At 67.1% G+C, this 25,500-nt stretch carries 25 protein-coding genes and 2 tRNA genes; 18 read left to right on the top strand and 9 right to left on the bottom strand.

Features of this window, described 5'->3' with window-relative positions; all coding sequences use genetic code 11:
- The first annotated feature begins 118 nt into the window (after positions 1–118).
- From C457_RS01805 to C457_RS01790, 4 genes are all read left to right on the top strand, one after another.
- The gene (locus C457_RS01805; RefSeq protein ID WP_008091417.1) at positions 119–1,309 is read left to right on the top strand and encodes a DUF7345 domain-containing protein; all 1,191 of its coding nucleotides are present in this window, start codon (positions 119–121) and stop codon (positions 1,307–1,309) included.
- A 69-nt stretch (positions 1,310–1,378) separates the two neighbouring features.
- A complete protein-coding gene (locus C457_RS01800; RefSeq protein ID WP_008091416.1) occupies positions 1,379–2,176 on the top strand; it encodes an electron transfer flavoprotein subunit beta/FixA family protein in 798 nt (265 codons plus the stop codon).
- Positions 2,173–3,126 (top strand): electron transfer flavoprotein subunit alpha/FixB family protein, encoded by a 954-nt coding sequence (locus tag C457_RS01795; protein WP_008091415.1) that lies wholly within the window; start codon positions 2,173–2,175, stop codon positions 3,124–3,126. The genes C457_RS01800 and C457_RS01795 overlap by 4 nt, the downstream gene beginning before the upstream one ends.
- 203 nt (positions 3,127–3,329) lie before the next feature.
- Complete coding sequence (locus tag C457_RS01790; RefSeq protein ID WP_004973663.1) at positions 3,330–4,172, top strand: polyprenyl synthetase family protein; 843 nt, start codon at positions 3,330–3,332, stop codon at positions 4,170–4,172.
- A gap of 78 nt (positions 4,173–4,250) precedes the next feature.
- Here C457_RS01790 and C457_RS01785 read toward each other — a convergent pair whose 3' ends face one another.
- Positions 4,251–5,384 (bottom strand): DUF373 family protein, encoded by a 1,134-nt coding sequence (locus C457_RS01785; RefSeq protein ID WP_004973664.1) that lies wholly within the window; start codon positions 5,382–5,384, stop codon positions 4,251–4,253.
- Positions 5,385–5,513: 129 nt separating this feature from the next.
- Positions 5,514–7,403, bottom strand: coding sequence for a PAS domain S-box protein (locus tag C457_RS01780; RefSeq protein WP_008091411.1), 1,890 nt, complete (start codon positions 7,401–7,403; stop codon positions 5,514–5,516).
- A 107-nt stretch (positions 7,404–7,510) separates the two neighbouring features.
- Between C457_RS01780 and C457_RS01775 the strand changes: the two genes are divergently transcribed.
- Positions 7,511–8,506, top strand: a complete 996-nt coding sequence (locus C457_RS01775; RefSeq protein ID WP_049904989.1) for a radical SAM protein — start codon at positions 7,511–7,513, stop codon at positions 8,504–8,506.
- 236 nt (positions 8,507–8,742) lie between these two features.
- On the opposite strand, the gene C457_RS01770 is transcribed toward C457_RS01775, so the two are convergent.
- Complete coding sequence (locus C457_RS01770; RefSeq protein ID WP_008091409.1) at positions 8,743–9,432, bottom strand: hypothetical protein; 690 nt, start codon at positions 9,430–9,432, stop codon at positions 8,743–8,745.
- A 90-nt stretch (positions 9,433–9,522) separates the two neighbouring features.
- Here C457_RS01770 and C457_RS01765 point away from each other — a divergent pair, with 90 nt between their 5' ends.
- From C457_RS01765 to C457_RS01755, 3 genes are all read left to right on the top strand, one after another.
- The gene (locus tag C457_RS01765; protein ID WP_049913342.1) at positions 9,523–10,011 is read left to right on the top strand and encodes a TRAM domain-containing protein; all 489 of its coding nucleotides are present in this window, start codon (positions 9,523–9,525) and stop codon (positions 10,009–10,011) included.
- A gap of 76 nt (positions 10,012–10,087) precedes the next feature.
- Positions 10,088–10,582 (top strand): Tfx family DNA-binding protein, encoded by a 495-nt coding sequence (locus C457_RS01760; RefSeq protein WP_008091405.1) that lies wholly within the window; start codon positions 10,088–10,090, stop codon positions 10,580–10,582.
- A 104-nt stretch (positions 10,583–10,686) separates the two neighbouring features.
- Positions 10,687–11,472 carry an SDR family oxidoreductase gene (locus tag C457_RS01755; RefSeq protein WP_008091403.1) on the top strand — a complete coding sequence of 262 codons (786 nt, stop codon included), beginning with the start codon at positions 10,687–10,689 and terminating at the stop codon, positions 11,470–11,472.
- Between the two features lie 18 nt (positions 11,473–11,490).
- Here C457_RS01755 and C457_RS01750 read toward each other — a convergent pair whose 3' ends face one another.
- Together C457_RS01750 and C457_RS01745 are read right to left on the bottom strand one after the other, a co-directional pair.
- On the bottom strand, positions 11,491–12,495 hold the full coding sequence (locus C457_RS01750; protein WP_008091401.1) for a mannose-1-phosphate guanylyltransferase: 1,005 nt from the start codon (positions 12,493–12,495) through the stop codon (positions 11,491–11,493).
- 54 nt (positions 12,496–12,549) lie between these two features.
- Positions 12,550–12,831 carry a DUF7091 family protein gene (locus C457_RS01745; protein WP_008091399.1) on the bottom strand — a complete coding sequence of 94 codons (282 nt, stop codon included), beginning with the start codon at positions 12,829–12,831 and terminating at the stop codon, positions 12,550–12,552.
- Between the two features lie 171 nt (positions 12,832–13,002).
- Between C457_RS01745 and C457_RS01740 the strand changes: the two genes are divergently transcribed.
- From C457_RS01740 to C457_RS01730, 3 genes are all read left to right on the top strand, one after another.
- On the top strand, positions 13,003–13,938 hold the full coding sequence (locus C457_RS01740) for a replication factor A (RefSeq protein ID WP_004973680.1): 936 nt from the start codon (positions 13,003–13,005) through the stop codon (positions 13,936–13,938).
- Positions 13,939–14,529 (top strand): RPA family protein, encoded by a 591-nt coding sequence (locus C457_RS01735; protein WP_004973682.1) that lies wholly within the window; start codon positions 13,939–13,941, stop codon positions 14,527–14,529. It abuts the gene before it with no gap.
- A 189-nt stretch (positions 14,530–14,718) separates the two neighbouring features.
- On the top strand, positions 14,719–15,132 hold the full coding sequence (locus tag C457_RS01730) for a ribbon-helix-helix protein, CopG family (RefSeq protein WP_004044633.1): 414 nt from the start codon (positions 14,719–14,721) through the stop codon (positions 15,130–15,132).
- A 57-nt stretch (positions 15,133–15,189) separates the two neighbouring features.
- On the opposite strand, the gene C457_RS01725 is transcribed toward C457_RS01730, so the two are convergent.
- A complete protein-coding gene (locus C457_RS01725) occupies positions 15,190–15,651 on the bottom strand; it encodes a DUF5814 domain-containing protein (RefSeq protein WP_008091389.1) in 462 nt (153 codons plus the stop codon).
- A 150-nt stretch (positions 15,652–15,801) separates the two neighbouring features.
- On the opposite strand from C457_RS01725, the gene C457_RS01720 reads away from it, so the two are divergent.
- Together C457_RS01720 and C457_RS01715 are read left to right on the top strand one after the other, a co-directional pair.
- Positions 15,802–15,874, top strand: a tRNA-His gene (locus C457_RS01720).
- A 688-nt stretch (positions 15,875–16,562) separates the two neighbouring features.
- Positions 16,563–17,345 carry a competence/damage-inducible protein A gene (locus tag C457_RS01715; protein ID WP_008091385.1) on the top strand — a complete coding sequence of 261 codons (783 nt, stop codon included), beginning with the start codon at positions 16,563–16,565 and terminating at the stop codon, positions 17,343–17,345.
- Between the two features lie 15 nt (positions 17,346–17,360).
- Here the strand turns inward: C457_RS01715 and C457_RS01710 are convergent, their stop codons facing one another.
- Complete coding sequence (locus C457_RS01710; RefSeq protein WP_008091384.1) at positions 17,361–18,533, bottom strand: M50 family metallopeptidase; 1,173 nt, start codon at positions 18,531–18,533, stop codon at positions 17,361–17,363.
- Between the two features lie 86 nt (positions 18,534–18,619).
- Here C457_RS01710 and C457_RS01705 point away from each other — a divergent pair, with 86 nt between their 5' ends.
- The 5 genes from C457_RS01705 to C457_RS01685 all read left to right on the top strand — a co-directional run bounded on the left by C457_RS01705 (position 18,620) and on the right by C457_RS01685 (position 23,536).
- A complete protein-coding gene (locus tag C457_RS01705) occupies positions 18,620–19,009 on the top strand; it encodes a cupin domain-containing protein (protein WP_008091382.1) in 390 nt (129 codons plus the stop codon).
- A gap of 118 nt (positions 19,010–19,127) precedes the next feature.
- Positions 19,128–21,182 (top strand): DEAD/DEAH box helicase, encoded by a 2,055-nt coding sequence (locus C457_RS01700; RefSeq protein ID WP_008091380.1) that lies wholly within the window; start codon positions 19,128–19,130, stop codon positions 21,180–21,182.
- A 75-nt stretch (positions 21,183–21,257) separates the two neighbouring features.
- Positions 21,258–23,114 (top strand): SLC13 family permease, encoded by a 1,857-nt coding sequence (locus tag C457_RS01695; RefSeq protein ID WP_008091379.1) that lies wholly within the window; start codon positions 21,258–21,260, stop codon positions 23,112–23,114.
- Between the two features lie 49 nt (positions 23,115–23,163).
- A tRNA-Pro gene (locus C457_RS01690) sits at positions 23,164–23,236 on the top strand.
- A 108-nt stretch (positions 23,237–23,344) separates the two neighbouring features.
- Complete coding sequence (locus C457_RS01685) at positions 23,345–23,536, top strand: hypothetical protein (RefSeq protein ID WP_004973703.1); 192 nt, start codon at positions 23,345–23,347, stop codon at positions 23,534–23,536.
- A 68-nt stretch (positions 23,537–23,604) separates the two neighbouring features.
- Here C457_RS01685 and C457_RS01680 read toward each other — a convergent pair whose 3' ends face one another.
- Positions 23,605–23,865 (bottom strand): DUF7861 family protein, encoded by a 261-nt coding sequence (locus C457_RS01680; protein WP_008091378.1) that lies wholly within the window; start codon positions 23,863–23,865, stop codon positions 23,605–23,607.
- 3 nt (positions 23,866–23,868) lie between these two features.
- A complete protein-coding gene (locus C457_RS01675; RefSeq protein WP_008091377.1) occupies positions 23,869–25,482 on the bottom strand; it encodes a spermidine synthase in 1,614 nt (537 codons plus the stop codon).
- Positions 25,483–25,500 lie beyond the last annotated feature (18 nt).

Here is a 25,500-nt window from a genome sequence, read left to right as displayed (position 1 = left end):
TAAAATGACCCTCTTGGCGGCGTCGGCACGGCGAAGCCTCGAGAGCGCACGTCGGCGACGTATGACGCTGTTGAGTCGATGGAAAGCGTTTTCATCGCCGGATGAAACGGATTTACGTATGCGGAGCGCCGCCCTCATCGTTGCCCTCCTCACCATCGTCTCCGGCGTCGCAGTCCCGGCGGCGGCCACAGATATGACTGCGCTTGGCGCTCACGGCGTTGACGCGGCAGTCGACGATTCCGGAGTCGACGTTTTCGGTTCCGACTCTCGCTCGCAAGCGCCCACCGCCCTCGGCCGCGCACCGCTCGTCACCCAGCAGACGAGTCTCGAACGGTCGCCGCGGACGGAGATATCGATTCGAGTTCGCGACGACCGCTCGGCGGACTGGCGCATCGAGATGCGCTACGAGCTCGAGACGCGAAACGAGACCGCGGCGTTCGAAGAGTTCGCACAGGAGTACGAGCAGGGAACCACCGATGTCGGCCCCGACGCCGCCTTCTTTCAGCGTGTCAGCCAGACGGCCGCCGAGCAGACCGGTCGGTCGATGACCGTCCAGAACGCGACGACGACGGGGTACGTCGAAAACGGGACCGGCGTCCTCGTGTTGAGGTTCACCTGGACGAACTTCGCGGAACAGACCGACGAAGGGCTGCGCGTCGGTGACGCCTTCTCGGCCGGTGGCGGCGAGACGTGGGTCACCTCGCTGCAGTCGAACCAGAACCTCACGATTCAGACGCCCCCGGGCTACGCCGTCAGTGACACGGACATCCCGCTGGAGAACAACGCCGTCGTCGCCGAGGGGCCGCGGACGTTCGAGTCGACCGAGCAACTAAGCGTGAGTTACGTTTCCACAGGGTCTGACGGAGCCATTCCGTGGACGCTCGTCGGTGGCGGTGCCATCGTCTTCTTGGTGCTCGTGGCGGGAGTCGTCCTGTTCACCCGGCGGCGGCCGGGCGACGCGGCCACGGCCAAACCGTCGGCATCGACGCCCACGCGGCGTCAGGAGCCGACGCCGGAGCCGGCCGACGAACTCGGCACCGACGAAGAGGTTGACGACGACGGCGAAGCAGGCGAAGCGCCCGACGATATCGACCTCGACTTACTCTCGGACGAAGAGCGGGTCGAACTCCTCTTGGAACGGAGCGGCGGGCGGATGAAGCAGGCGAACATCGTCAAGGAGACCGGCTGGTCCGACGCCAAAGTCTCGCAGCTCCTGTCGGCGATGGCCGACGAGGAGCGCGTCGAGAAACTGCGCCTCGGCCGCGAGAACCTCATCTCGCTCCCCGACGAGGACGAAGACGAGGAGTAATCGGGGGACGGCGTCGCCGACGACCGCGGTGCGAAAACGTTTATTCTCCCCGGTCGGTAGTGAACGTTGATGAAAGTTCTCGTAACCGTCAAGGAGGTCGCCGAGGTCGAAGAGGACTTCGAGCTCGACGGGCTCCGCGTGGCGGACCAGTACCTCGACTACGACCTCAACGAGTGGGACGAGTACGCGGTCGAGGAAGCCGTCCAAATCGCCGAGGAGAGCGACGACGACGTGGAGGTCGTCGCCGTCACCATCGGCCCCGAGCGGTCCGAAGAGACCATCCGCATGGCGCTCGCCAAGGGTGTCGACCGCGCGGTCCGCGTGTGGGACGACGCGCTCGACGGCGTGGACCTGCTCGACGTGGGCGCGAAGACGCGCCTGCTCTCGGCGGTCGTCGAGGAGGAAGGCCCCGACCTCGTCCTGACGGGCGTGCAGGCGAACGACGACAGCTTCGGCGCGACCGGCGTCTCGCTCGCCTCGGCGATCGACTTCGAGTGGGCCGCGGTCGTGAACGCGCTCGACCTCGACGCCGACGGCGGCGTGGCGAACGTCCGCCGCGAACTCGAAGGCGGCGTGGAGGAGCTCACCGAGGTCGACCTGCCCGCGGTCCTCACCATCCAGACCGGTATCAACGAGCCCCGCTACGCGAGCCTGCGCGGGATTCGGCAGGCCCAGTCGAAGGAGATCAAGCCGCTCGCGCTCTCCGACCTCGGCCTCGACGCCGCGGCGGTCGAGTCCGACCTCGTCCTGACCGACGTGTACGAGCCGGAGACCGAGTCCGACGCGACCTACTTCGAGGGTGACGCCGGGGAGCAGGCCGCCGACCTTGCGACCGTCCTCCGCGAGAAGGGGGTGGGCGCGCAATGAGCGACGTGCTCGCCGTCGTCGAGCACCGCCGCGGAAGCCTCCGCGACGTGTCGTTCGAACTCGTGACGGCCGGCGCCGACCTCGTCGGCGACACCGGCGGCGACCTCCACCTCGCGGTCATCGGCGGCGACGTGGACGCCTTCGCCGAGGCGCTCTCGCTCGCCGGCGTGGACGCGATTCACACCGTCGCCGAGGGCGACGAATTCAACCACGACGTGTACGTGCAGGCCGTCGAGGCCCTCTCCGAGGAGCTCGACCCCACGTACGTCCTCATGGGCAACACGGTCAACGGTCTCGACTACGCCCCCGCGGTCGCAGAACGCCTCGACCTCCCGCTCGTGACCGACGCCATCGGCCTACAGAACGACGGCGGCCTCGTCGTCACCCGCGAGATGTACGCCTCGAAGGTCGAATCGACCGTCGAGGTCGACGCCGACCGCGCCGCGGTCACCGTCCGCCCCGGCGAGTGGGACGCCGCCGAGGAGCCGGGCGAACCCACCGTCGAGGCCTTCTCGTTCGACCTTGACGAGTCTCGCGTGCGCTCGCGCGTGACCGGCTTCGAGGAAGCCGGCAGCGGCGACGTGGACATCACCGACGCCGACGTGCTCGTCTCCGTCGGCCGCGGCATCGAAGAAGAAGAGAACATCGAACTCGTGCAGGAACTCGCCGACGCGCTCGGCGCGACGCTCTCGTCGTCGCGGCCCATCGTCGACAACGGCTGGCTCCCGAAGGACCGACAGGTCGGCCAGTCCGGGAAGGTCGTCACGCCGAAGTTCTACATCGCAATCGGCATCTCCGGCGCCGTCCAGCACGTCGCCGGGATGAAGGGTGCCGAGAACATCGTCGCCATCAACACCGACCCCGACGCGCCCATCTTCGACATCGCCGACTACGGCATCGTCGGCGACCTCTTCGAGGTAGTTCCGGAACTCATCGAACAGTTCGAGTAAACGTCATCCGTTTTTGGTCCAGATTTTTGCGGACGCGAACCGGTGAGCGTCCGGAAAAAGGCTGTCGCACGTGGTTCCGGAACTCATCGAACAGTTCGGGCAGGCGTCTCCCAATCAGGTGTTCTCCGACTACCGCCGCACCCCAGTCGCGCGGTTTCTCCAAATCCGGTACGTACTTCCCTACCCAACCCTACGAACCGACAATGGAATACCTGGAGCGCCGGGTCACGATGGTAAACGACCGCCTCGAGGAGGTCGTCTCGGCGGTCGAGCCGTCGGAACTCGCCGACCAACTCGACCACGTCGCTCTCGCGGGGGGCAAGCGCGTCCGCCCCGCCGTGACCATCCTCGCCTGCGAGGCCGTCGGTGGCACCCCCGAGGACGCCGTCGACTTCGCGGTCGGCGTCGAACTCGTCCACAACGCCTCGCTCGTCGTCGACGACATCATCGACCGGTCCGACATCCGCCGCGGCACGCCCAGCGCGTGGGCCGAGTACGGCTACGGCCCGGCAATCATCGCCTCCGACGGCCTGCTCGGCGAGGCGTTCGCCCTCCTCTCGTCGTCCGACCGCGCCACCCGCATCGTCGCCGAATCGATGGTCGAACTCGGCGAGGGCGAGGCGACCGAACTCGTCGCGGTCCCGTCCAACGAAGCCGAGTACATGCAACTCGCCCACCGCAAGACGGGGGCGCTGTTCCGCGCCGCCGCCGAACTCGGCGCTGTCGCCGCCGGCGGCGACGCCCACGTCGTCGAGGCGTTCGGCGACTACGCGGCCCGCGTCGGCGTCGCCTTCCAGATTCGCGACGACGTGCTGGACGCCACGGCCGACGCCGAGGAACTCGGCAAGCCGACGGGACAGGACGCCGAGATGGGTCGGCCGTCGCTCGTACAGGTGACGGACCTGACCCCCGAGGAAGCGAACCGCCGGGCCCGACAGCAGGCCGACGAAGCGCTTTCGGCCCTCGACTCCTCGGGCGTCGAGGACTCTGAGCCGCTGGAGTATCTCCGCGACCTCGCGGAGTTCGTCATCGTCCGCGAGAGCTGACGAGGCGACTTCGAGTTCGGCACCGACGACGCTAAAAACCGACAGAAAACGCCGAGCGGCGAGGCCGCCCGCGACTGATTACGCCGGTTGCTCGCCGTCGCCGTCCGAGCCGGTCGGATAGCGCGACTCCGCCACCGCGAACGTGAGCGTGCTCAGCACACCGAGGAGCGTGCCGACCGTGAGCGCGACGGCGAGGCCGGGGAGGTAGAACTTCTGGACACCGACGACGCCCTCGGGGAGGAAGAAGCCGGAGAGCGCGTAGAGCACGATGGCGATGGCGAACACGTAGAACGGCGCGTTGAGGTAGCGCCACTTGAACCGGTCGTGGAGGTACTCGTCTGTCACCTGCCCGAGGCTGCTCGTGATACCGGCGGCGGCGAACCACTCGACCGCGCCGTGGACGAGCGTCGCGAGGATGAGTCCCGGGGCGGGGTCGCCGCCGACGCTGTCGGAGACGGTTTCGAGGAGTTCGACCCCGCGGACGCCGCCGACGACGAGGAGCGCCGCGGCGGCGACGTAGGTGATGATGGTGACGCGACCGGCGTAGAGGACGTTTCGCGCCCGGTTGGCCGCCTCGTCGACGGCGGATTCGAGGCCGAGCCCGCGGAACAGCGTGTACAGGCCGAGGAGCGCCGAGATGAGGCCGAGAACGACCGCGCCGGGCACGTCGAAGAAGCTGGCGATGGTGACGAAGGGGTAGATGAGAAGCAGGATGCCGAGCGGGACGAGGATGGTCCCACGAGTCTCGGGGTCGGCGAGCACCTGCTTCATCGTGTAGTACATCGATTCGAGGTTCTGGGCCTGTCTGACGACGACCCGACGGACCCCGTCGATGGGGACGCGAGAGCGGATGACCGGCAGGACCGACTCGTCCTGTGCGCCGTCGGTGATGACGATGGCGTGGACGGGCTCGCCGGTCGAGAGGCTCGCGAGGACGGTGTCAATCTCGTCGCCGATGGCGCGGTTCGCTTTCACGTCGCTTCCTTCCAACCCGGTGACCGCCGCGACCTCGACCTCCTCGTCTTCCGATTCGAGGAGTTCGTCGTGGACCTGAATGCCCTGAAAGAGGACGTTCACGTCGGAGTCCTCCGGGTCCGCGGTGGCCAGCGCCACCGCGGCGTCCTCGACGCGCTGTCGGCCGACGACGGGCGTCGAGAGACCCGTCTTGCGGCCGAGGTCGTCGTCGAGGTCGACACAGAGGACCAAGAGCATCGTTGACTCCTATGCCACGGGGATATATCTGCTTTCGGGGGCGCGGCCGCGGTGGCGCGGTCGGTCGGTCTCGTGGAGCGGACGGGCGGTCGCCGGGGCGCGGTCGTCGTCCCCTTCGGTTCGCCCCGGTCAGTCGGTCGCGCCGGCCTCGCCGACGGGGTCGAAAAGCACCTCGAAGCGCGCCCCGGACCCGCCGTTGGCGACCCGAATTATCCAGCCGTGGGAGTCGACAATCTGCCGGACGATACCGAGTCCGAGGCCGTTTCCGTCGCCGTCTTTGGTGGAAAACCCAGAGTCGAAGACGTGGTCGCGAATCGACGCCGGGATGCCGGGCCCGTTGTCCTCGACGAAGAAGCCGCGGTGCGACGGGAGGGCACCGACGCGAATCACGAGCTCCGAGTCGTCGCTCGCGGTGGACGCGTCGTCACGGTCGCTTCGGCCGTGCTGGAGCGCGTTCCGAAACAGGTTCTCGAAGAGCCGCGTCGCCCGGCTCTCGTCGGCTTCGACCACCGGAAGTTCGCCGACCTCACAGCGCACGTGGCCGGCGTTCGGCGAGCACATCTCCCACGCGGTTGCCGCGGCGTCCGCCAGCGAGACTTCCTCCGCGTCGAGGACGGAACGCCCGTCGCGGGCGAGAGAGAGCACGTCTTCGACCACGTCGGTGATGCGCCGGTGGGCGCGTTCGACGTGGTCGAGGTGGCTGTCGTCAGCGAGGTCGCGGGCGAGTTCGAGCCGGCCCTGCGCGACCGACAACGGTCCGCGGATGTCGTGTGAGAGGACGCGGGCGAAGGCGTCGAGCCGGGCGTTCTGCTGGGCGAGTTCGCGCTCGTGGCTGATGCGCTCCGTCAGGTCGGACATCACGCCGAGGATGTTTGTCACGTCGCCGTTCTCGTCGAGGAGCGGGACCGCGCGGGCGTTCGCCCAACGGATGGTTTCGCTCCCCTCGGGGATGAACCGGAACTCGAACTCGTACTGCTCGTCGACGGCACCGTCTCGGATGTCGACGAACATCTCGTCGATGGCTCGCCGCAGTTGGTCGCGGTCGTCGACGTGGACGAGTTCGAGGAACGAATGCGGGTTCTCGTAGAGGAGCGACACGTCTCGCCCCCAGACGCTCTCGAACTGGTCGTTGATGTAGACGACGTCGAGCTCGGTCGGCTCCGAGATGAACACCATGTCCGGGAGCGACGAGATGATCTGTCTGGTGAGGCGCTCGGAGCGCCTGAGGAGCCGTTCGGACTCCAGCCGGGCCGTGACGTCCATGGCGGTGCCGACGACGACCGGCTCACCGTCGACAGCCGCCCGCTGGCCGGTGATTTCCAGCGTGGTCAACTCGCCGGTGCGGTCGCTGACGCGGACGGTGTACGACATCGATTCGACGCTGCCGTGGTCTCTGTTTCTCAGGCTCTCGTCGACGATGGCGCGGTCCTCCTCGACGATGAAGTCGGTGATGGGACGACCGACCACCTCGTCGGTGTCGTAGCCGAGCAGGTTCGAGAGGTACTCGTTGACGAACTCGATTCGGCCGTCGCGTATCACGTACAGGCCGACGAGCGACTGCTCGGCGATGACCCGGAGCCACGCGTACAGCTCGTCGAGTTCGGCCGACTGGCGAGCCGCGACGACCGCGTTCGAGATACGGTGGGCGAGTACCGCGAGCTTCACGTCGGTCGATCGCTTGTCCACCACGTCGGCGACGCCGGCGGCGAACGCCTCGTGGACCACGTCCTCGGAGTCGAGTCGGGTGAACAGAATCACCGGCGGCGGGTTCGGCGACTCGCGGACGCGAAGGAGCGTGTCGAGACCGGCGGTGCCGTCGAACTCGAACTCGGTGACGATACAGTCGAACGGCGACTCGGCGTGCGCGTCGAGCGCCGCGGTCGGGTCGTCGACCGCCGCGACGTCGAGACTGTCGCATCCGTCGAGTACCGAAACCGTGTCTGCCGCGGTCTCGGGGTCGTCGTCGACGATGAGGACCCGGACCTGACCCTCAGCGCGGACGACGGAACCGAGAGACATGCTGTATTGTCAGTCATATACAACAATAACCCTACCGGCGAGGGGGAAGGTTCCAGGGCAAAGTCGGACGCCTTTTGACGATGCGCCAAGTACGGTTCCGTAATCGAATGATCTCGAAGGGATGCGAACAGTGCGCCATGGGCGGTAAGATGGTGCTGTTCGTCTACGGGTACTGCGACCAGCGCGATTGTTTCTACTGCCCGCTCGGCGAGAATCGCAAGAACGTCACCGACGTGTATGCCAACGAGCGGAAAGTCGAGTCCGACGCGGACGTCATCGAGGAGGCGAAACGCATGGACGCGCTCGGCTCGTCCATCACCGGCGGCGAACCCCAGGAGGCGCTCGACAAGACCTGCCGCTACATCTCGCTTCTCAAAGACGAGTTCGGCGAGGACCACCACATCCACCTCTATACGGGTATCACGGGCGGCCGCGAGAACATGCGGCGCCTCGCCGAGGCCGGCCTCGACGAGATTCGCTTCCACCCGCCGCTCGAACTCTGGGGCGACATGCACGGCACCGAGTGGGAGGACATCCTCTACATCGCCCGCGAGGAGGGCCTCACCCCGGCGTTCGAGATTCCGGGCATCCGCGCGGAACGGGAGTTCCTCGACTTCCTCGACGAGGGGGCCGCGGAGTTCTGCAACATCAACGAGTTCGAGATGTCCGACGGTAACTACCGCCGGATGCAGGAGAAGGGCTACGAACTGCAGGACGGCCACATGTCGGCGGTCGACGGCTCGAAGGAGGCCATCCTCGACGAGATGGGCGACCACGAGCGCGTCTACTTCTGTACCTCCGTGTTCAAGGACGCCGCCCAGCACCGAAACCGCCTGAAGCGCATGGCCCGCAACCTCCGCCGGCCGTTCGACGAGGTGACGGACGACGGCACGCTCGTCTACGGCAAGACCTACACGCCCGCCGAGCGCTTCATCGAACTCGGCGTCCCCGACGAGTTCTACAGCATCAAGTCGAACCACGTCGAGGTCGCGTGGTGGCTCCTCGAAGAGATGATAGAAGACGGCGACGTGGACGACGGCGAAATCGTCGAGCAGTACCCGACCTACGACGGGACGGTCGTCGAGCGGACGCCACTGGCCTGAATTCGGGCGTTTTTGGTCCAGATTTTTGCGGAGTGAGCGCCAGCGAACTCCGGAAAAAGGTGGGACCGGCACGGTCGTCGAGCGGACGCCGCTGGCCTGAGTGTCACCGTTTTTGGTCCAGATTTTTGCGGAGTGAGCGTGAGCGAACTCCGGAAAAAGGTGGGACCGGGACTGTCGTCGAGCGGACGCCACTGGCCTGAGTTTCCCTCTGTTTCCTCCGAACTGTCACGGTGCCATCACGACCGAAAGCGGTGGTGCCGCCGCGTCCGGGTTCTCGTGAGCGCGACGAACAGACTCGGCGTGAGCGCGAGCGCCGCGGCCGCGGCCGTCGTCGGTCCGAGCGGGAGACGCATCGCGACGCCGGCACCCGCGACCGATACGCCGACGAGCGCGCCTGAGGCGATACCGACGCGCTGTTGACGGTGCGTCGGCCGGAACCCGCGGGCGTCGGCGTAGAGCGCTCCCGAAAGCCCGAGGACGAACCCGAGGAGCGCGCTCACCGTCCCGAGGCGGGGCGCGACCGCGAGGAACGCCGCGCCGACGACCGCACAACAGACGAGCGACTGGACCGGGGAAAGGGGGTTCACGTCCGCGCCGAACCGGACCGCGTAGGCGACGGGCGGAAGTGAGACCACCACCGCGGCGAACACGCCATCGAGCGGTTCGACCGTCGCCCGTTCGAAGACGGCCGTCGTCGCGGTCAACAGCCCGATGGCCGCGCCGAGGCCGAGGACGACTCGCGGAGGGAGCGCCTCGGAGGGGTCGTCAGACCGGAGGACGCCGAAGGCGGCGAAGGGGTAGCAGACGACGGCACCGAAGAGGAGCGGGCGAAACAGCGTCCCCGAGAGGACCGCCGCGGAGACGGTCGCAGACAGGCCGAGGAAGACGCCGATGAGGAGTGCGAACTCGGGGACGCGTTCTGCCATACCGCGGGGTTCGGGCGAGCGACGGAAAGCGTTTCGGCGGGCGGCGGGCTACCCGCAAGCGTTTAGAGTGCCCCTAGTGTACCTCCCCGCATGTCCGACTGTCCACTCGCGGACGACTGCCCGAGCTTCTCAGAACGAATCGCGGGCATGGGGTGCCAGTACTACGGCGACCGGGGCGGCGCGGAGTGGTGCGACCACTACGAGCGCCCCATCTACGAGCTCAAACAGCAGCCCGTCAAGCCGGGCGAGGAGGTTATCGTCACCGTCGAGGACATCCACGAGAGCGGTGCGGGAGTCGGTCGGACCGAAGACGGTTTCATCGTCTTCGTCGACGGACTGCTTCCGGATGCGCGCGCCATCGTCCGCATCGACCGGGTGAAGGGGAGCCACGCCCGCGCGAAGAAAATCGTTGAGCGCCTGCCGCTGGACCCCGAAGCCGAAGACAGCGAGGCGGGCGAGACGGGCGAGACGGGCGAGGCGACCGGAGCCGACACCGAATCCAAGTCCAAATCGAGCGGTCGCGACGGCCCGAAGCGCCCCGAGGCGCTCGGGAGCCGAGACAACTTCTGGGGCGAATAACGCCGACTCGTCGGCGGCGTCCCGTGGACAGTCAGCCTGCTGTATCTTTTTTCACCCCCGAGACCTACCCCGTGGTATGAGCGACGCCGGACGCGACGACGAGACGGTCCCCGACGTAGACGAACTCCTCGATAGAGCCGGGTTCGACCCGGAGACGAGCGTCCTCACCCGGAGGCAAGCGGAGGTGCTCGCGCTGCGCGAGCGGGACGTCCGCCAGTCGACTATCGCCGACTCCCTCGGCACCTCGCGGGCGAACGTCTCCAGTATCGAAGCCAGCGCCCGCGCCAACGTCGAGAAGGCCCGCGAGACGGTGACGTTCGTCGACGCGCTCACCGCGCCGGTCCGCGTGGAGGTCCCCGCCGGAAGCGACCTCTACGACGTGCCCAAGCAGGTGTACGACGCCTGCGACGAGGCGGGCGTGAAGGTGAACCAGACCGCGCCGGACCTGATGAAAATCGTCTCCGACGCGGCCGGCGACGCGGTCGAGGGGCGGGAAATCAAAGAACAGCTGTTCGTCGGGGTCACGAGCGACGGGCGCGTCCGGGTCCGTCGGCACGCTGACGGAATCTGACCGCGCGCCCGCGCTGGAATCGCTCTCACAGCCGGCGACCTCGGTTCACCCCACGACGTGCCGCGAGGCCCACGCTTTTGCTCGCGGCGGTCGTCAGCCCGCGCATGGAACTCGGACTCGACGGCGACACGGTCGTCGTCACGGCGAGTTCGGCCGGCCTCGGGCGCGCGAGCGCCGCGGCGCTGGCCGACGAAGGAGCGAACGTCGTCGTCTGCGGGCGCGACCCCGAGCGCCTCGCGGCGACCGAATCGGAACTGAGTGACCTCGACGGCGACGTGCTCGGCGTCGAGACCGACATCACGAGCAAACGGGAGGTCGAGTCGCTGGTCGAGGCGGCCGTCGAGGAGTTCGGCGGCGTCGACCACGTCGTCACCTCGGCCGGGGGCGTGCCCCCGGGCGGGTTCGCCGACCTGACCGAACAGGAGTGGTACGGCGCGTTCGACATGCTCGTCATGAGCGCCGTCTGGACCGTCCGGGCGGCCCGGCCGCACCTCGAAGCGAGCGACGCGGGGACGATTACCTGCATCACCTCCACGTCGGTCAGGGAGGTCATCGACGACCTCATCCTCTCGAACGCGGTCCGCCGCGGCGTCATCGGCCTCGTGAAGTCGCTGTCGCGCGAACTCGCGCCGGGCGTGCGGGTGAACGCGGTGCTGCCGGGCGCACACGAGACGAGTCGCATCGAGGAACTGGTCGAGGCGGCCGTCGAGCGCGGCGACCACGAGACCTACGAGGAGGGTCTCGACTCGTGGTCCGACGGGATTCCGCTGGGTCGCGTCGGCGACCCGCGCGAACTCGGCGACGTGGTCGCGTTCCTCGCCAGCGACCGCGCGAGCTTCGTCACCGGGGCGTGCGTGCCGGTCGACGGCGGGCGACTGCGGAGCGCCTGACGCGGCGCTCGACCCGTCTCAGAACGCGTCGCGGTCGCGGAGGATAGAGACCGCGTCGCGCACTTTCTGCGCTTGTTCTTTCGGCACGACGAGCACGCGGTCGCCCCACGCGACGACCGCGAGGTCGGAGACGCCGACGAGCGAGACGTTCGCGCCGTCGGTGGCGACGACGTTGTCCGCGGCATCGACGAACACCGGGTCGTCACCGAGCGCGACGTTGCCGTCTTCGTCGGCGTCGACGATTCGTTCGAGGGCGTCCCACGAGCCGAGGTCGTCCCACTCGAAGTGGACCGGCACGACCGCCGCGTCCGCGGCGCGTTCCATCACCGCGTAGTCGATGCTGACGCCCTCGACCGCCTCGAAGCCGGCGTCGGTGTCGCCGTCGTCGAGGGCGTCGAGGAGGGGCGCGAGCGGCGAGTCGCGGACGGCGGCAAACAGCGCGTCGGGCGTCCACGCGAACATCCCGGCGTTCCAGAGGTAGCCCTCGTCGACGTAGCGGGCGGCCGTCTCGGCGTCCGGTTTCTCGTGGAACGCGGCGAGGTCGCGGTAGTCGCCGCGGTCCGCGCCGGGTTCGATGTAGCCGTAGCCGGTGTCCGGACGGGTCGGGTCGACGCCGAAGGCGACGAGCGCACCGGTGTCGGCGGCGACGCGCGCGCCGCGGGTCATCGCCTCGGCGAAGCCGTCGCCGACGTGGTGGTCGCTCGGCAGGACGACGACGACCGGGTCGTCGTACAACTCGGCGATTCGGTGGGTCGCGTAGACGAGCGCCGGGCCGGTGTCCTTGGCCGCGGGCTCGACCACGACCTCGGCGTCGGGCGCGTGGTCGGGGATGTCGTCCGCGAACGCGGGCCGCGTCGAGACGACGACGTGGTCGGCGAAGTCGGCGCGGGCGACGGTCTCGGTGAGGAGGGAGCGGTCGCCGCCGAGCGGGAGGAACTGTTTGGGCCGGTCGCTCCGGCTCGCGGGGTACAGGCGGGTGCCGGTGCCGCCGGCGAGGACGAGCGCGACGAGTGGTCGGTCCATGTCGGAGGGTGGCGCTACAGCCTCAAAACCGTACCACGTCTCCAACCACGTCGCCTACCACGTCTCGACCATCCCCTCGCGAATGTCCTCGACACAGCCCTGACAGTCGGGGTGGTCGGGGTCGAAGCAGGCGGGACGGCCCTTCGCGTCGACGGCGACGGCGCGGCGCTCGGCGTGGCGGCGGCAGACGATTTTCGCGCGACCCTCGGCGTCCCGCGGGAGGGAGTGCGTCGGAGACGGGTCCCGACCGTCTCGATAGGCGCGTTTGGCCTCTTCGTAGCGCTTGCCGGCGGTGCGGGCGGCGCTGCGGATGATGCTTTCGAGGCGGTCGTCCATGCTGTCGAGTGCGTGCCCCGAGGCTATCAATTCCTCGCTCGGTGCGGCGGTTCTGGCGCGCTCTCGGCCGCGACGTTCACTTTCACTGCGCCGTTTGCAACTTTTTATATGAGTACGCATCCAAGGTCAGTATGCCTCCCAATGGAAACCAAGGTGGAGGCGAGGTAGACCATGACTGATTTGCGAACCCATGCGGCTGAGATAGCCGACCAGTTCTCGGACCACCTAGACGTGTCCGCGGACGAAGTCGAAGAACGATTAGAGAGCCTCGTCACCGAGTACCGCGTCCCCGTCGACGAAGCGCGGCGGAGCGTCGTCAACAGTTACCTCGACGAGGCCGGTATCGAGCGCGACGAGCTCGCCGGCGGCTCCGGCGGAAACGAACAGACCCTGCTCAACGACATCGACGAAGACGAGCAGTGGGTCGACGTGCGCGCGAAGGTCGTCGAACTCTGGGAACCCCGGAGCGAGTCCATCGCGCAGGTCGGCCTGCTCGGCGACGACTCCGGGCGGATGAAGTTCGTCTCGTTCACCACGTCCGAACTCCCCGAACTCGAAGAAGGGAAATCGTACGCGCTCGGCAACGTCGTCACCGACGAGTACCAGGGCAACTTCTCCGTGAAGCTCAACCGGACGACGAGCATCACCGAACTCGACGAGGAGATCGAAGTCGGCGACGACTCGACCAGCGTCGAGGGCGCGCTCGTGGACATCCAGTCCGGGAGCGGCCTCATCAAGCGCTGTCCCGAGGAGGGCTGCACGCGCGTCCTCCAGAACGGGCGCTGTTCCGAACACGGCAGCGTCGAAGGCGAGTTCGACCTCCGCATCAAGGCCGTCGTCGACGACGGCGACGAGGTCCACGAAGTCATCTTCAACCGTGAGATGACCGAGGAGTTGACCGGTATCGAACTGGACGAGGCGAAGCAGATGGCCATGGACGCCCTCGACACCACCATCGTCGAAGAGGAGATGCGCGGTGACCTCGTGGGGTTCTACTACCGCGTCACCGGCCCGACGCTGGGTCGGTACGTGCTCGCCAACGAAGTCGAGCGGCTGAGCGAGCCAGCGGACGCAGAAGAGCTGCTCATCAAAGCGAGGTCGATGTAAATGAGTTCCAACGAAATCCCCACCCGAGAGGTCGCCCGGCGCGTCTTCGCACAGGAGTTCAACGACGCCGGTTACACGTTCAAGGAGTCCGACGACGAGCGCGCGCCCGTCTACCTGCTGCTTCCGACGGGAGAGAGCGCGAACCGCGTCTTCCTCGTCGGCACGCTGACCGAGAAGGAAGACGTCGGCGAGGACAACGAGTACTGGCGGGGTCGCATCGTCGACCCGACGGGGACGTTCTTCGTCTACGCCGGCCAGTACCAGCCCGAGGCCGCCAGCGCGCTGCGCGACCTCGACGCGCCCGCCTACGTCGCGGTCGTCGGCAAGCCGCGGACGTACGAGACCGACGACGGCAGCATCAACGTCTCCGTCCGACCCGAGTCCATCACCGAGGTCGACGCGGCCACGCGCGACCGCTGGGTGACCGAGACCGCGGACAAGACGCTCGACCGCATCGCGGCGTTCGACGACGAGGGCAACGAGTACGCGCGGATGGCCCGCGAGCACTACGACCTCGACCCCGAGGAGTACAAGCGCGCCGCCATCGCCGCGCTCGAAAGCCTCGAACAGGCCGACGAGCTGAGCGCGTAAGCGAACGCCCCGGCCGCGACCCGGCGCGTCAGCGGGACGCGCACCGGTCGCCGAACCCACCGAACGTATCCAACCCCGACTGACGGCCGATTTCCACCGTCACACGCCCCTTTTTGCGACGAATCGCGACGCCCGAGACCCCTCGTCTGACGAACCATTAAGTGGCCTCACCACGGACCGACGAATATCATGGGCAACAAGAACAAGACCATCTCGTTTCGCGTCAACGAAGACGCGTTCGAGACCCTTCGGGAGATAGCCGAAGAGCGGGACATCTCCCTGTCCGCCGTCTTCCGCGACTACGTGGACACGTTAGTTGCCCACGACGGTCAGGTGCAGGTCGTCCCCAAGCACGAACTGGAGAAGTTGCGCGAGGGCGAAGACGAGTCGTTCCCCCCGACCGTCGAGGTTCCCAAGAGCTTCATCCGCGAGCACGAGCGCCTCGAACTGGAGGCCGAACACCTCCGCGAGCAGCTCGAAGAGCACAAGGGCTACGTGAACTACCTGCGCGAGCAGGTCGAAAACGACCACGACGACGTCGAAGAGGTCATCCAACTGGAGGACCTCGACACGGGCGACGAGCCGTCGTTCCGCCTCGGCTAAGCCGGCCGACCGCCGGCGCTCTCTGCGCTGTTGTCGATTCGCGGTAGCGGGTCCGATTCAGCGAGGACCGACGAGGTCCTGCTTCGCCCGTCGTGCGTCGTCCTGCATCTCTCTGTCCCCTTCCACGTCCGCGAGCGCCTCGACCGATTCGAGCGTCCGGACCGCGTCGTCGAGGAACGAGAGCACGTCGCCGGGGTAGGCGTACACCATGTAGTCGTCGCTCATCACGTCCACGATGGCGTCGGGGCCGAGCCCCTGCGCGCGGAGTTCGAGCAGGTACTCGATGAACTGGCGTTCGGGGTAGCCGGTGTAGATGTCGTCCGAATTTTCGCAGTCGAGGAAGTCCTGCGCGAAGTCGAGCAGGCGGTCGCGGGTGGCGTCGTCCACCTTGGCGAGCCCCTCGCCGGAGTAGAGGATTTCGAGGGTCGCACCGCTGAAGACGCGCTTGGGGATGTTCGTATCCAGTTGCGAGACGATCTGGCGGTGATTTTTGAGATAGATCTTGTCCGTGATAGCCACTGCTACCCGCAGCTTCGGGCCTCCGCGGCAAAAGCGTCCCGCTCGCCGGCGCGGCGTCGTCGACGTGGGTGAGCTCTGTTACGTACTGTCATTCCGGGACCGTAGCGTAACGTATTTTAGTCGTAGCGGATTAGGAAGGATTGCAGCGTGTCCGGGTTGGGGTAGTGGACTATCCTTCAGCCTTGTGGAGGCTGAGACGCGGGTTCAATTCTCGCACCTGGACCTCTTCTCTAAATTTCGACCGGTGAGCACCGCGTCGCGTGTGCGAGCCCGTCTCGAAATTTACGGTGAGGTATGGCTGCGAGATTGAACCAGTGAGCAACTTGTTGCGAACGAGGTTCAATTCTCGCACCTGGACCTTCTTCACATTCTCACTCTTTCGAGCGTGTGCTCGCGTCAGCGAGCACCGCGAGAACTCACGAGAATGTGCGAAGTCGAACCGAGAGAATTGAACCAGAGAGCGAAGTGAACGAGAGCGAACGAAGCGACCGAGGTTCACGCGAGTGAAACGAGCGTGAATACGTGAGGTGGAGCCTCACGGCGTTCAATTCTCGTACCAAGACTGACAACACCCCCGATTGGGACTCCCACCAGACCCAAGTGTGTCATGAACAAACATACCACTTGGGATGAGAACCCAACTCCGCGCGGACAACTCGGTGTTCGACCGCATCCGCGACGCGATACTCAACCGCGGCGACCCGGAGGACAACGAAGCGCCCGTCGGCCCAACGGTACCGACGGGCTGACCGGCCGGTTCCGCAGGTCGTCGCCGGTCCACCTCGCTTTTCCGCGCTCGAACTACCGAGCGCGAGCCGCCACGAACCGTCGATAGCGCGGCCGTCGCCGACAACCCGAAGGGAACGCCGGAAACGAGCACGTCTTTCTATCGGGGGTCCTACGACCCGGCCATGCAGGCCGCCATCCTCACCGTCGGCAACGAACTGCTCGCGGGGGACATCGAGAACACGAACGCGACGTGGTTGGCCCGGCGACTCACCGAGGGCGGGGCGACGGTGGCGCGGATTCAGACGGTCCCCGACGACCACGAGGTCATCGCCGAGACGGTCGCCGACTGGGCGGCCGCCTTCGACGCAGTCCTCGTCACCGGCGGCCTCGGCGGGACGCCGGACGACATCACGATGGAAGCCGTCGCGGCCGGCCTCGACCGGGCGTTCGTCGTCAACGACGAGGCCGAAACGCAGGTCGAATCGACCATCGCGGCGATTCTCGAACGCCGGCCGGACATCGACTTCGACCTCGAACCGGAGTGGTACGCGTCGATGCCCGCCGACGCCGAGGTGCTCCCGAACGAGGAGGGCCTCGCACCCGGCTGTCGGGCGGGGAACGTCTACGTCCTGCCGGGCATCCCCGACGAGATGAAGCCGATGTTCGAGGGCATCGCCGAGCGGTTCGCGGGCGACGTGGAGTCGCGGGAGTGCTACGCCGACGCGCCGGAGGGGGCCGTCGCCCGCGAACTCGGCGTCGTCGCCGAGCGCTTCGGCGTGGGCGTCGGTAGTTACCCCAACAGCGGCGGGCCGACCCGAATCAAACTCACCGGCGGCGACCCGGCGGTGCTCGACGAGGCCGTGGCGTGGTTCCGGGCGAACGCGACGGTCGACCTCTACGATAGCGAGGCGGCAGTGACGGCGGCGCGCGAGGAGAGAGCGGGGAGCGACGCTCCCGAGAACTGAGAGCCGGTCGGCGAATCAGCGGAGTTGGGCGAGTCCAGCGTCTGACCGGGGCATGGCGTCGAGCGAGCCGCGACTGCGGATGATGTTGAAGGCGGTGACGAGGTCCGACCGGGAGACGAGGCCGACGAGGTCACCCGTCTCGTCGACGACCGGGAGGCGACCCACGCCGCGTTCCTGCATGAGCGCGATGGCGTCCATCGCGTCGGCGTCGGGGGTGATGGTCGTTAGTTCGTCGCTCATGATGTCGTCGACGCGGAAGGCGTCGCGTTCGACCTCCTTGACGCCGCGGGCGTCGTCGAGGGTGACCATGCCGACGAGGTTGCCGTTTCTGAGGACCGGGTAGCCCGTGTGGCGCTCGACGAACATGCGTTCGAGGAGTTCCGCGACTGAGGTCCTCTCGTCGACCACGTCGAGGTTTTCGCGACTGGTCATGATGTCGCGGACGACCACGTCCTGGAACGTCGCCTTGAGGACGGTCTGTTGGGCCTCACCGGACGCGCCCATGTAGATGAAGAAGGCGAGCGCGACGAGAAACAGGTTGAAAAAGAGGCCGAACAGGCCGAGGAGGAACGCGAACACCTTGCCGACCTCGGCGGCCATCTGCGTCGCTTTCGCGTGCGGGCGGTTCCGCGCGAGGAGCGCCCGGAGGACGCGGCCGCCGTCCATCGGGAAGCCGGGGAGCATGTTGAACACGGCGAGCGAGACGTTCACCAGCGCGAGGTAGCCGAGGACGAACTGCGCGGGGGCCTGCGACTCGGGGAGCAAGAGGAAGCCGGCGTAGGAGACGACGCCGATGGCGACCGAGACGAGCGGGCCGGCGACGGCGATGGTGAACTCCTGTTTCCAGTCCTCGGGAATCTCCTTGAACCGGGCGACGCCGCCGAAGAGCCAGAGCGTGATGGACTCGATTTCGTAGCCGTAGCGCATGGCGACGAGCGAGTGGCCGAACTCGTGCAGCAGGACGCCGGCGAACAGCCCGATGGCGGCCGCGCTTCCGAGTATCCACTGCATCGACCCCGCGGAGATGGCCACGCCGTCGATGTTCGAGCCGAAGAGGTCGTTGACGACGAGCGCGAGATTCGTCACGTCCGAGCCGATGAGCCACGCGAAAAGCGGGAGAACGATGAGGAACGTGAGGTCCAGCTTTATCGGGATGCCGAAGGCGCTACCGATGCGGATTCCTCGCATACCCGTAGTAACCCCGGAGGGGCCTTAAGCAGTCAGGGCGAAGAGACGGGGAAATGCTTACGCAGGCGGGCAATCGACGGGGAGATATGAGTGATTCCCGACCGGAGCCGGTGGTCAAGCGGGGCGCGGACATCGAGTACGAGCGGGTCGGCGCGGCCGACGGGATGTCGAAGGGCGTCCTCGTCTCCGAGGCCGACGGCGCGCCGAACTTTGCAATCCGGCGGTTCGTCCTGGACCCCGGCGCGACGGTGCCGAAACACACCAACGAGGTCGAACACGAGCAGTACGTCCTCTCGGGTCGGTACGTCGTCGGCATCGGCGACGAGGAGTACGAGGTCGAAGCCGGCGACTCGCTTTTGATTCCCGCCGGCGTCGTCCACTGGTACCGAAACGAGTCCGACGGAGAGGGGTCGTTCCTCTGTGCGGTCCCCAACGGCGACGACGCCATCGAACTCGCCGACGACGCCGACGTCTGAGCGTGGACGAGGACGCGGCGGCCGCGGCGGCCAGAGTACGAAGCCGCATGCGGGTCGCTATCGAGCCTGAGCGTTCGCAGGCGAATCGCTGAAATACCACGTCGCCGTAGCAGGCACCGTGTCTAAACAGGTCACCCGCGTCGACACGCTCTTTCTCCACCAGACGGGAGACGACTACCTCGTCGTCGCCCGCCGGGACGGAAAGCGGGTGCTCCGCGGCAAGCTCGAACTCAAAGAGACGAACGCGGGGCCTCGACCCCTGCGCTTTCTGGTGACTCGGAAGGGAGACGACTCGCCGCGCGACCCGAGTCAGTTCGTCGAACTCGCCCGGTCGGCCGCCCGCATCCGCATCTCTCAGCAGACGCCGAAAGACGGCCGCGACGAGCTGAAAGAGATGCTCGACGGCTACCAGTTGGAGGCGCTGACGGTGCGGACCTGCCGCCGCTGCGCCGTCAACGGCCGGTACTCGCCCATCACCGACGACACGGCCATCAAGGCCGAACACGAGCACATCTGTCGCGACTGCGCCGTCCAAGAACTGGAGGGCGAACTCTCCTTCGCGGGCGGGCTCACGCAGGCCGCCCAAGAGCGCCTGGAGGAACTGCTCTACGAGACGGGCGACCTGACCCGCATCACGAACTTACTGCAGGGTGAGTTAGACCCCGACCTGACGAAGTTCGACACCATCAGCGCGACGACCGAGGACGTGGAGCTGGTCGAGACGGAGACGCTCGACCTCCACCCGAACCTGAAGTCGATGCTGACCGAGCGCTTCGACACCCTGCTTCCCGTCCAGAGCCTCGCCATCGACAACGGGCTGCTCGACGGCGACGACCAGCTCGTCGTGAGCGCGACGGCGACCGGGAAGACGCTCGTCGGCGAGCTCGCCGGCATCAACCGGATGCTGAACGACGACGGGAAGATGCTGTTTCTCGTCCCGCTGGTCGCGCTCGCGAACCAGAAGCACGAGGACTTCAAGGAGCGCTACGGCCACCTCGGCAAGGTGACCATCCGCGTCGGCGCGAGCCGAATCAACGACGACGGCAACCGATTCGACCCGAACGCCGACGTCATCGTCGGCACCTACGAGGGCATCGACCACGCGCTCCGGACGGGCAAGGACCTCGGCGACATCGGCACGGTCGTCATCGACGAGGTCCACACCCTGAAAGAAGAAGAGCGCGGCCACCGCCTCGACGGGATGATAGCCCGCCTGAAACACTACTGCGAGGCCCGCGCGAAGCGCCGCGAGAGCTACGGCGGCGCGCAGTGGATTTACCTCTCTGCGACCGTCGGCAACCCGAAGTGGCTCGCACAGACCCTCCGGGCCAACCTCGTCGAGTACGAGGACCGCCCCGTCCCCATCGAGCGCCACGTCACCTTCGCCGACGGGCAGGAAAAGCCGCGAATCGAAAACCGCCTCGTGCGGCAGGCGTTCGACTCGAAGTCCTCGAAGGGCTACCGCGGCCAGACCATCATCTTCACCAACTCGCGGCGGCGGTGCCACGAAATCGCCCGGAAGATGGACTACAACGCCGCGGCGTACCACGCCGGCTTGGACTACGGCCAGCGAAAGCGGGTGGAGCGACAGTTCGCCAATCAGGACCTCGCGGCCGTCGTGACGACCGCCGCGCTCGCCGCCGGGGTCGACTTCCCGGCGTCGCAGGTCATCTTCGACACGCTGGCGATGGGCATCGAGTGGCTCTCCGTCCAGGAGTTCAGCCAGATGCTCGGCCGCGCCGGCCGCCCCGACTACCACGACAAGGGCGTCGTCTACCTGCTCGTCGAACCCGACGCGAGCTATCACAACACGATGGAGATGACCGAAGACGAGGTCGCGTTCAAACTCCTCAAAGGCGAGATGGAGGAGGTCCGGACGGTGTACGACCAGTCCTCGGCGGTCGAAGAGACGCTGGCGAACATCGTCGTCGCCGGCAAGAAGGCGAAGGCGCTCAACAGCCGGATGCTCGGCGAGGTGCCGACGACCCACGCGGTGGGGAAGCTCTTGGAGTGGGGCTTCATCGACGGCCTCGACCCGACGCCGCTCGGGCTCGCCGTGACGCGGCAGTTCCTCTCGCCGAGAGAGGCCTTCGCCATCCTCGACGGTATCCGGAAGGGGTCGTCGCCGTACGAAATCGTCGCCGACCTCGAACTCGACGAGGAAGGCCGGTAGCGTCCGGACGCCTTCAGCGGGGGCGGATATTCCGAATCCCGCACGCTTTTTGGCCGCCGACGCGTCGGTGACCGCGTGGTAGCGATAACGCCGGACATCCTCGTCGTCTTCGCCGTCATCCTCGTCGCGCTGGCGTTTTTCGCGACCGAACCCGTGCCGGTCGACGTGACGGCAATCGGCGTGATGGTGTCGTTGATGCTGATTCAACCCGCCTCGGAGGCGCTCGCCTCGGCGGGGATGCTCGGCGCGCCCATCGTTCTCTTCGAATCCTACCCCGGCGACGCCCTCTCGGGGTTCGCCAACACGGCGACGCTGACCGTCCTCGCGATGTTCATCCTCAGCGAGGGCGTCCAGCGGACCGGCATCATTCAGCTACTGGGCGCGAAGATATCGACGTTCACCGGCGATAGCGAACTGCGACAACTCGGCGCGACGGTCGGCCTCGTCGGCCCCATCTCCGGGTTCATCAACAACACCGCCGCGGTCGCCATCCTGTTGCCGATGGTGACCGACCTCGCAGAACGCGGGCGGACCTCGCCCTCGAAGCTCCTCTTACCGCTGTCGTACGCCTCGATGTTCGGCGGCATGCTGACGCTCATCGGGACCTCGACCAACATCCTCGCCAGCGACGTCTACTCGCGCATCACGGGCGAAGCGCCCTTCACGATGTTCGAGTTCACCGCGCTCGGTGCGGTGGTCATGGTCGTCGGCGTCGTCTACCTCATGACAATCGGCCGGCGGCTCACGCCGGCGCGAATCGAGCCCCGGCGCGACCTGACAGAGGAGTTCGAGATGGCGGAGTACCTGACCGAGGTCGTCGTCCGCGAGGACTCCCCGCTCGTCGGCCAGCAGGTCCAGCGGGCGCTCGTCGAGACCGAGTTCGACGTGGACCTCCTCCAACTCATCCGCGGCGAGAGCGTCTTCCTCGAACCGCTCGGCCCGAAGGAGATTCAGCCGGGCGACGTGTTCACCCTCCGGACCGACCGCAACACGCTCGTCGAACTGCTCGACGTGGAGGGACTCGACCTCGTGCCGGCGACCGTCACCGAAGACGAACTCGAACTCGCCGACCGCGGCCAGAACCTCGTCGAGGTCGTCGTCGCACCGGGGTCGGCGCTGGTCGGCGAGTCGCTCGCCTCGGCGAGTTTCAGACAGCGGTACGACGCGACCGTGCTCGCGCTCCGTCGCGGCGGCGAACTCATCCGCCGGCGGATGGACAACCTCCCGCTCCGCGTCGGCGACACGCTGCTCGTGCAGGCGACCGTCGAGAGCATCGAACGTCTCGACAACAACCGCAACTTCATCGTCGCCCAGGAAATCGAGCGCCACGACTACCGCGAATCGAAGATTCCGGTCGCCGTCGGCATCGTCGCCGGCGTCGTCGCGCTCGCCGCGCTCGACTTTCTCCCCATCGTCGTCGCCGCGCTCCTCGGCGCGCTCGCCATGGTCGCCACGAAGTGTCTCCGGCCGACCGAGTTGTACGACGCCGTTCAGTGGGACGTGATCTTCCTCCTCGCGGGCGTCATCCCGCTCGGCATCGCGATGGAGAACTCCGGGGCCGCCGAACTCCTCGCCGAACTGGTCGTGATGACCGGCGACTACCTCCCCCTTATCGCGGTCCTCGGCGTGTTCTACTTCGTGACGGCGCTCCTGACGAACGTCATCTCGAACAACGCGAGCGTCGTGCTCATGATTCCCGTCGCCATCGAGGCCGCGACGACCCTCGGAGCCGACCCGTTCTCGTTCGTCCTCGCGGTCATGTTCGCGGCGTCGACGGCCTTCATGACCCCCGTCGGCTACCAGACGAACCTGTTCGTCTACGGCCCCGGCGGCTACAAGTTCACGGACTACATCCGCGTCGGCGGCCCGCTACAGTTGCTCCTCGGGGTCGTGACGACGCTCGGCGTCGCGTACTTCTTCCCCCTGACCTGACGGGGCGGAACGAAACCCTTTACTCCGCGACGGGGAGAGTCGTATGTGCGGGACCGTGGGTTAGCCTGGTATACTTCGGGCCTTGGGTGCCCGTGACCCCGGTTCAAATCCGGGCGGTCCCACTCTTTGTGCGAAGAACAACGTGATGAGCCAAAGAGTGACAACCGTCGGAGAATCGCAGGACGACGGCGAGAAGACTTTTGAGACGAGCGAGGAATCTCTCGACAGAGATGTCAATCCAGCCGCTCGATGTCCTCGGCGGGGTCATGTTCCTCGCCGGTCTCGCGGTCGTGACCGGCGTGGTCGCGTCCGCGGTCGCCCCGGGGCAGCGCCTCGGCGTCGGTGCCTCGCTCATGGTGCTCGGAACGGCCGCCGTCGCCGGGCCGCGTATGTATCAAAAAGCCCTCGAAACGACGAACTAACCGGCATCGACCCCCGGCCGACCCGTGTTTCAGGCCCTCGGGTCGAGTTTGCGGTCGCGGCCGCGGAGTTACCGTCGCTTCTTTCGGTACCAGAACCGACAGCCGACGGGCGACTCGCCGGCGGCGACATCGAGCCGGCGGAGAAACAGGTCGCGGACCGCGAGGGTGACGACCAGTTCGACTGAATCGTCTCCCTCGCGTCCGTTCCGGGCCGGGCGCGCGCGGACCACCCAGTGACCGTCGCGTTCGGCGACCGACTCGACGACGCCCTCGGTCCAGCGATCGCGGTCGTGGGTCGGTTCCCTCGCGTGGATTCTGTCGTGAACCATCGCTTACGCCGCCCTCACGGCCGTACCGGTAACTGCACCCCGAGTGGTTGCGTTCCTGTCGGCCTCGCGTTGTTCGGTCTCGTTCGTCCGCTGGACGACGTAGCGCTGACCGACCATCGGGTCCAGGAGACTGTCGACGGGCGCGCGGTCGTCGGTGAGAAGCGGCACGTCGCCGGTAGGTTCGTCGTTCCGGTAGGACGTGAGTTCGGCCGCGAGGTCGATGCCGATGTCGCGGCGCTGGTTGCGCGCCTGTAGCTCCTCGGCCGTCACGAGCGTCTCGTCTTTCGTCGCCACGACCTCGATGTTCTGGACGACGACGCTCCCCGCGGTGGGGAAGCTGTACACCCGCGGGTAGACCGACCGCATCGTCTTGTACTCCGCGCGGTAGAACTGCGAAGCCGGGCCGCTCGGCGCGGAGATGACGTTGGCGAACAGGACGCCGTCCTCGTCGAGGCGGTCCGCGGTGAGCTGCATGAACTCCTGGGTCGTCAGTTGGAACGGGACCTTGTCCTTCCGGTAGGCGTCGAGGACGATGAGGTCGTACGTCCGGTTCGTCTCCCGGAGGTACTGCCGGCCGTCCATCGTGTGGACGTTGAGCCGCGGCGACTCCTCGACGCCGAAGTACTCCTCGGCGACGGAGACGACTTCGGGGTCGAGTTCGACCACGTCGACCGTCACGTTCGGGTACTTCTCCAAGAACACGCGCGGGCCGGTGAACCCGCCGCCGCCGACGAACAACACGCGGTCGATGTCGTCGGACAAGAGGAAGGGGACGTGGAAGTACGAGGTGTAGTCGAAGACGTGCCGCGTCGGGTCGTCGAGGTCCATCGCGCTGTGGGGCTGGCCGTCGAGGTAGAGCGTCCGCGTCCCGCCCGCGTCGGCGACGCGAAGCTCTTGGTAGGCGGTCTGGGTGTGGTAGACGGTGGCTCCGCGGGAGTCGAGGCCGATGCCGCCGGTCAGAGACGCGAGGACGAGGACGGCGGCGATACCGACGCTCCAGACCGCCTCGTCGCGGCCGATGTCGGGGCGGGCGAGCGCGAGCGCCGTCACGACCGAGATGAGTCCGAAGACGAGCCCGATGTTGGTGACGCTCAGAGAGGGGATGAGAAAGTACGTGGTAGCGAACGCGCCGATGATGCTGCCGACGGTGCCGACGGCGTAGACGTGGCCCGACGCCGCGCCCACGTCGGACCGCCCGGAGAGTTCGGCCGCGTAGGGGCTGATGAAGCCGAGGAAGTACGTCGGCGGCCCGAACAGGAGCGTAATCGCCGGGAGCGACGCGAATCGGCTCGGGAGAGGGAGGCTCGTCGTCGACTGGATGAACAGGTCGCCGAGGAGGATGACGCCCGCGATGTACGCCGCGGTGCCGATGAAAACGCGGACGAGAGCGCCGTTCGAGGCCTCTGCGGCCCGCTGCCCGCCGCGGTGGTAGCCGAGACTCAGCGCCGCGAGGAAGACGCCGATGATGCTTCCCCACGTGTAGATGCTGCTGCCGAACTCGGGGGCGACCATCCGACCGGCGAGAATCTCCAAACCCATGCTCGTGACCCCGGAGACGAACACGGCGAGTTCGGGACGCGTCATCCGGAGCCACGAGCCGGCGGCGGTCGATGCCATGTCAGTATGCCAAGGGGC

This window comes from Haloferax prahovense DSM 18310 (genome assembly GCF_000336815.1).
In the GTDB taxonomy this organism is placed as follows: domain Archaea; phylum Halobacteriota; class Halobacteria; order Halobacteriales; family Haloferacaceae; genus Haloferax; species Haloferax prahovense.
Note: the sequence above shows the minus strand (reverse complement) of the source record. Positions and strands in the feature narration are given on the sequence as shown.

Coding starts and splice junctions, on each gene's coding strand:
- C457_RS01805 (WP_008091417.1), top strand. CDS start 119: ATGCGGAGCGCCGCCCTCATCGTTGCCCTCCTCACCATCGTCTCCGGC.
- C457_RS01800 (WP_008091416.1), top strand. CDS start 1,379: ATGAAAGTTCTCGTAACCGTCAAGGAGGTCGCCGAGGTCGAAGAGGAC.
- C457_RS01795 (WP_008091415.1), top strand. CDS start 2,173: ATGAGCGACGTGCTCGCCGTCGTCGAGCACCGCCGCGGAAGCCTCCGC.
- C457_RS01790 (WP_004973663.1), top strand. CDS start 3,330: ATGGAATACCTGGAGCGCCGGGTCACGATGGTAAACGACCGCCTCGAG.
- C457_RS01785 (WP_004973664.1), bottom strand. CDS start 5,384: ATGCTCTTGGTCCTCTGTGTCGACCTCGACGACGACCTCGGCCGCAAG.
- C457_RS01780 (WP_008091411.1), bottom strand. CDS start 7,403: ATGTCTCTCGGTTCCGTCGTCCGCGCTGAGGGTCAGGTCCGGGTCCTC.
- C457_RS01775 (WP_049904989.1), top strand. CDS start 7,511: ATGATCTCGAAGGGATGCGAACAGTGCGCCATGGGCGGTAAGATGGTG.
- C457_RS01770 (WP_008091409.1), bottom strand. CDS start 9,432: ATGGCAGAACGCGTCCCCGAGTTCGCACTCCTCATCGGCGTCTTCCTC.
- C457_RS01765 (WP_049913342.1), top strand. CDS start 9,523: ATGTCCGACTGTCCACTCGCGGACGACTGCCCGAGCTTCTCAGAACGA.
- C457_RS01760 (WP_008091405.1), top strand. CDS start 10,088: ATGAGCGACGCCGGACGCGACGACGAGACGGTCCCCGACGTAGACGAA.
- C457_RS01755 (WP_008091403.1), top strand. CDS start 10,687: ATGGAACTCGGACTCGACGGCGACACGGTCGTCGTCACGGCGAGTTCG.
- C457_RS01750 (WP_008091401.1), bottom strand. CDS start 12,495: ATGGACCGACCACTCGTCGCGCTCGTCCTCGCCGGCGGCACCGGCACC.
- C457_RS01745 (WP_008091399.1), bottom strand. CDS start 12,831: ATGGACGACCGCCTCGAAAGCATCATCCGCAGCGCCGCCCGCACCGCC.
- C457_RS01740 (WP_004973680.1), top strand. CDS start 13,003: ATGACTGATTTGCGAACCCATGCGGCTGAGATAGCCGACCAGTTCTCG.
- C457_RS01735 (WP_004973682.1), top strand. CDS start 13,939: ATGAGTTCCAACGAAATCCCCACCCGAGAGGTCGCCCGGCGCGTCTTC.
- C457_RS01730 (WP_004044633.1), top strand. CDS start 14,719: ATGGGCAACAAGAACAAGACCATCTCGTTTCGCGTCAACGAAGACGCG.
- C457_RS01715 (WP_008091385.1), top strand. CDS start 16,563: ATGCAGGCCGCCATCCTCACCGTCGGCAACGAACTGCTCGCGGGGGAC.
- C457_RS01710 (WP_008091384.1), bottom strand. CDS start 18,533: ATGCGAGGAATCCGCATCGGTAGCGCCTTCGGCATCCCGATAAAGCTG.
- C457_RS01705 (WP_008091382.1), top strand. CDS start 18,620: ATGAGTGATTCCCGACCGGAGCCGGTGGTCAAGCGGGGCGCGGACATC.
- C457_RS01685 (WP_004973703.1), top strand. CDS start 23,345: ATGTCAATCCAGCCGCTCGATGTCCTCGGCGGGGTCATGTTCCTCGCC.
- C457_RS01680 (WP_008091378.1), bottom strand. CDS start 23,865: ATGGTTCACGACAGAATCCACGCGAGGGAACCGACCCACGACCGCGAT.
- C457_RS01675 (WP_008091377.1), bottom strand. CDS start 25,482: ATGGCATCGACCGCCGCCGGCTCGTGGCTCCGGATGACGCGTCCCGAA.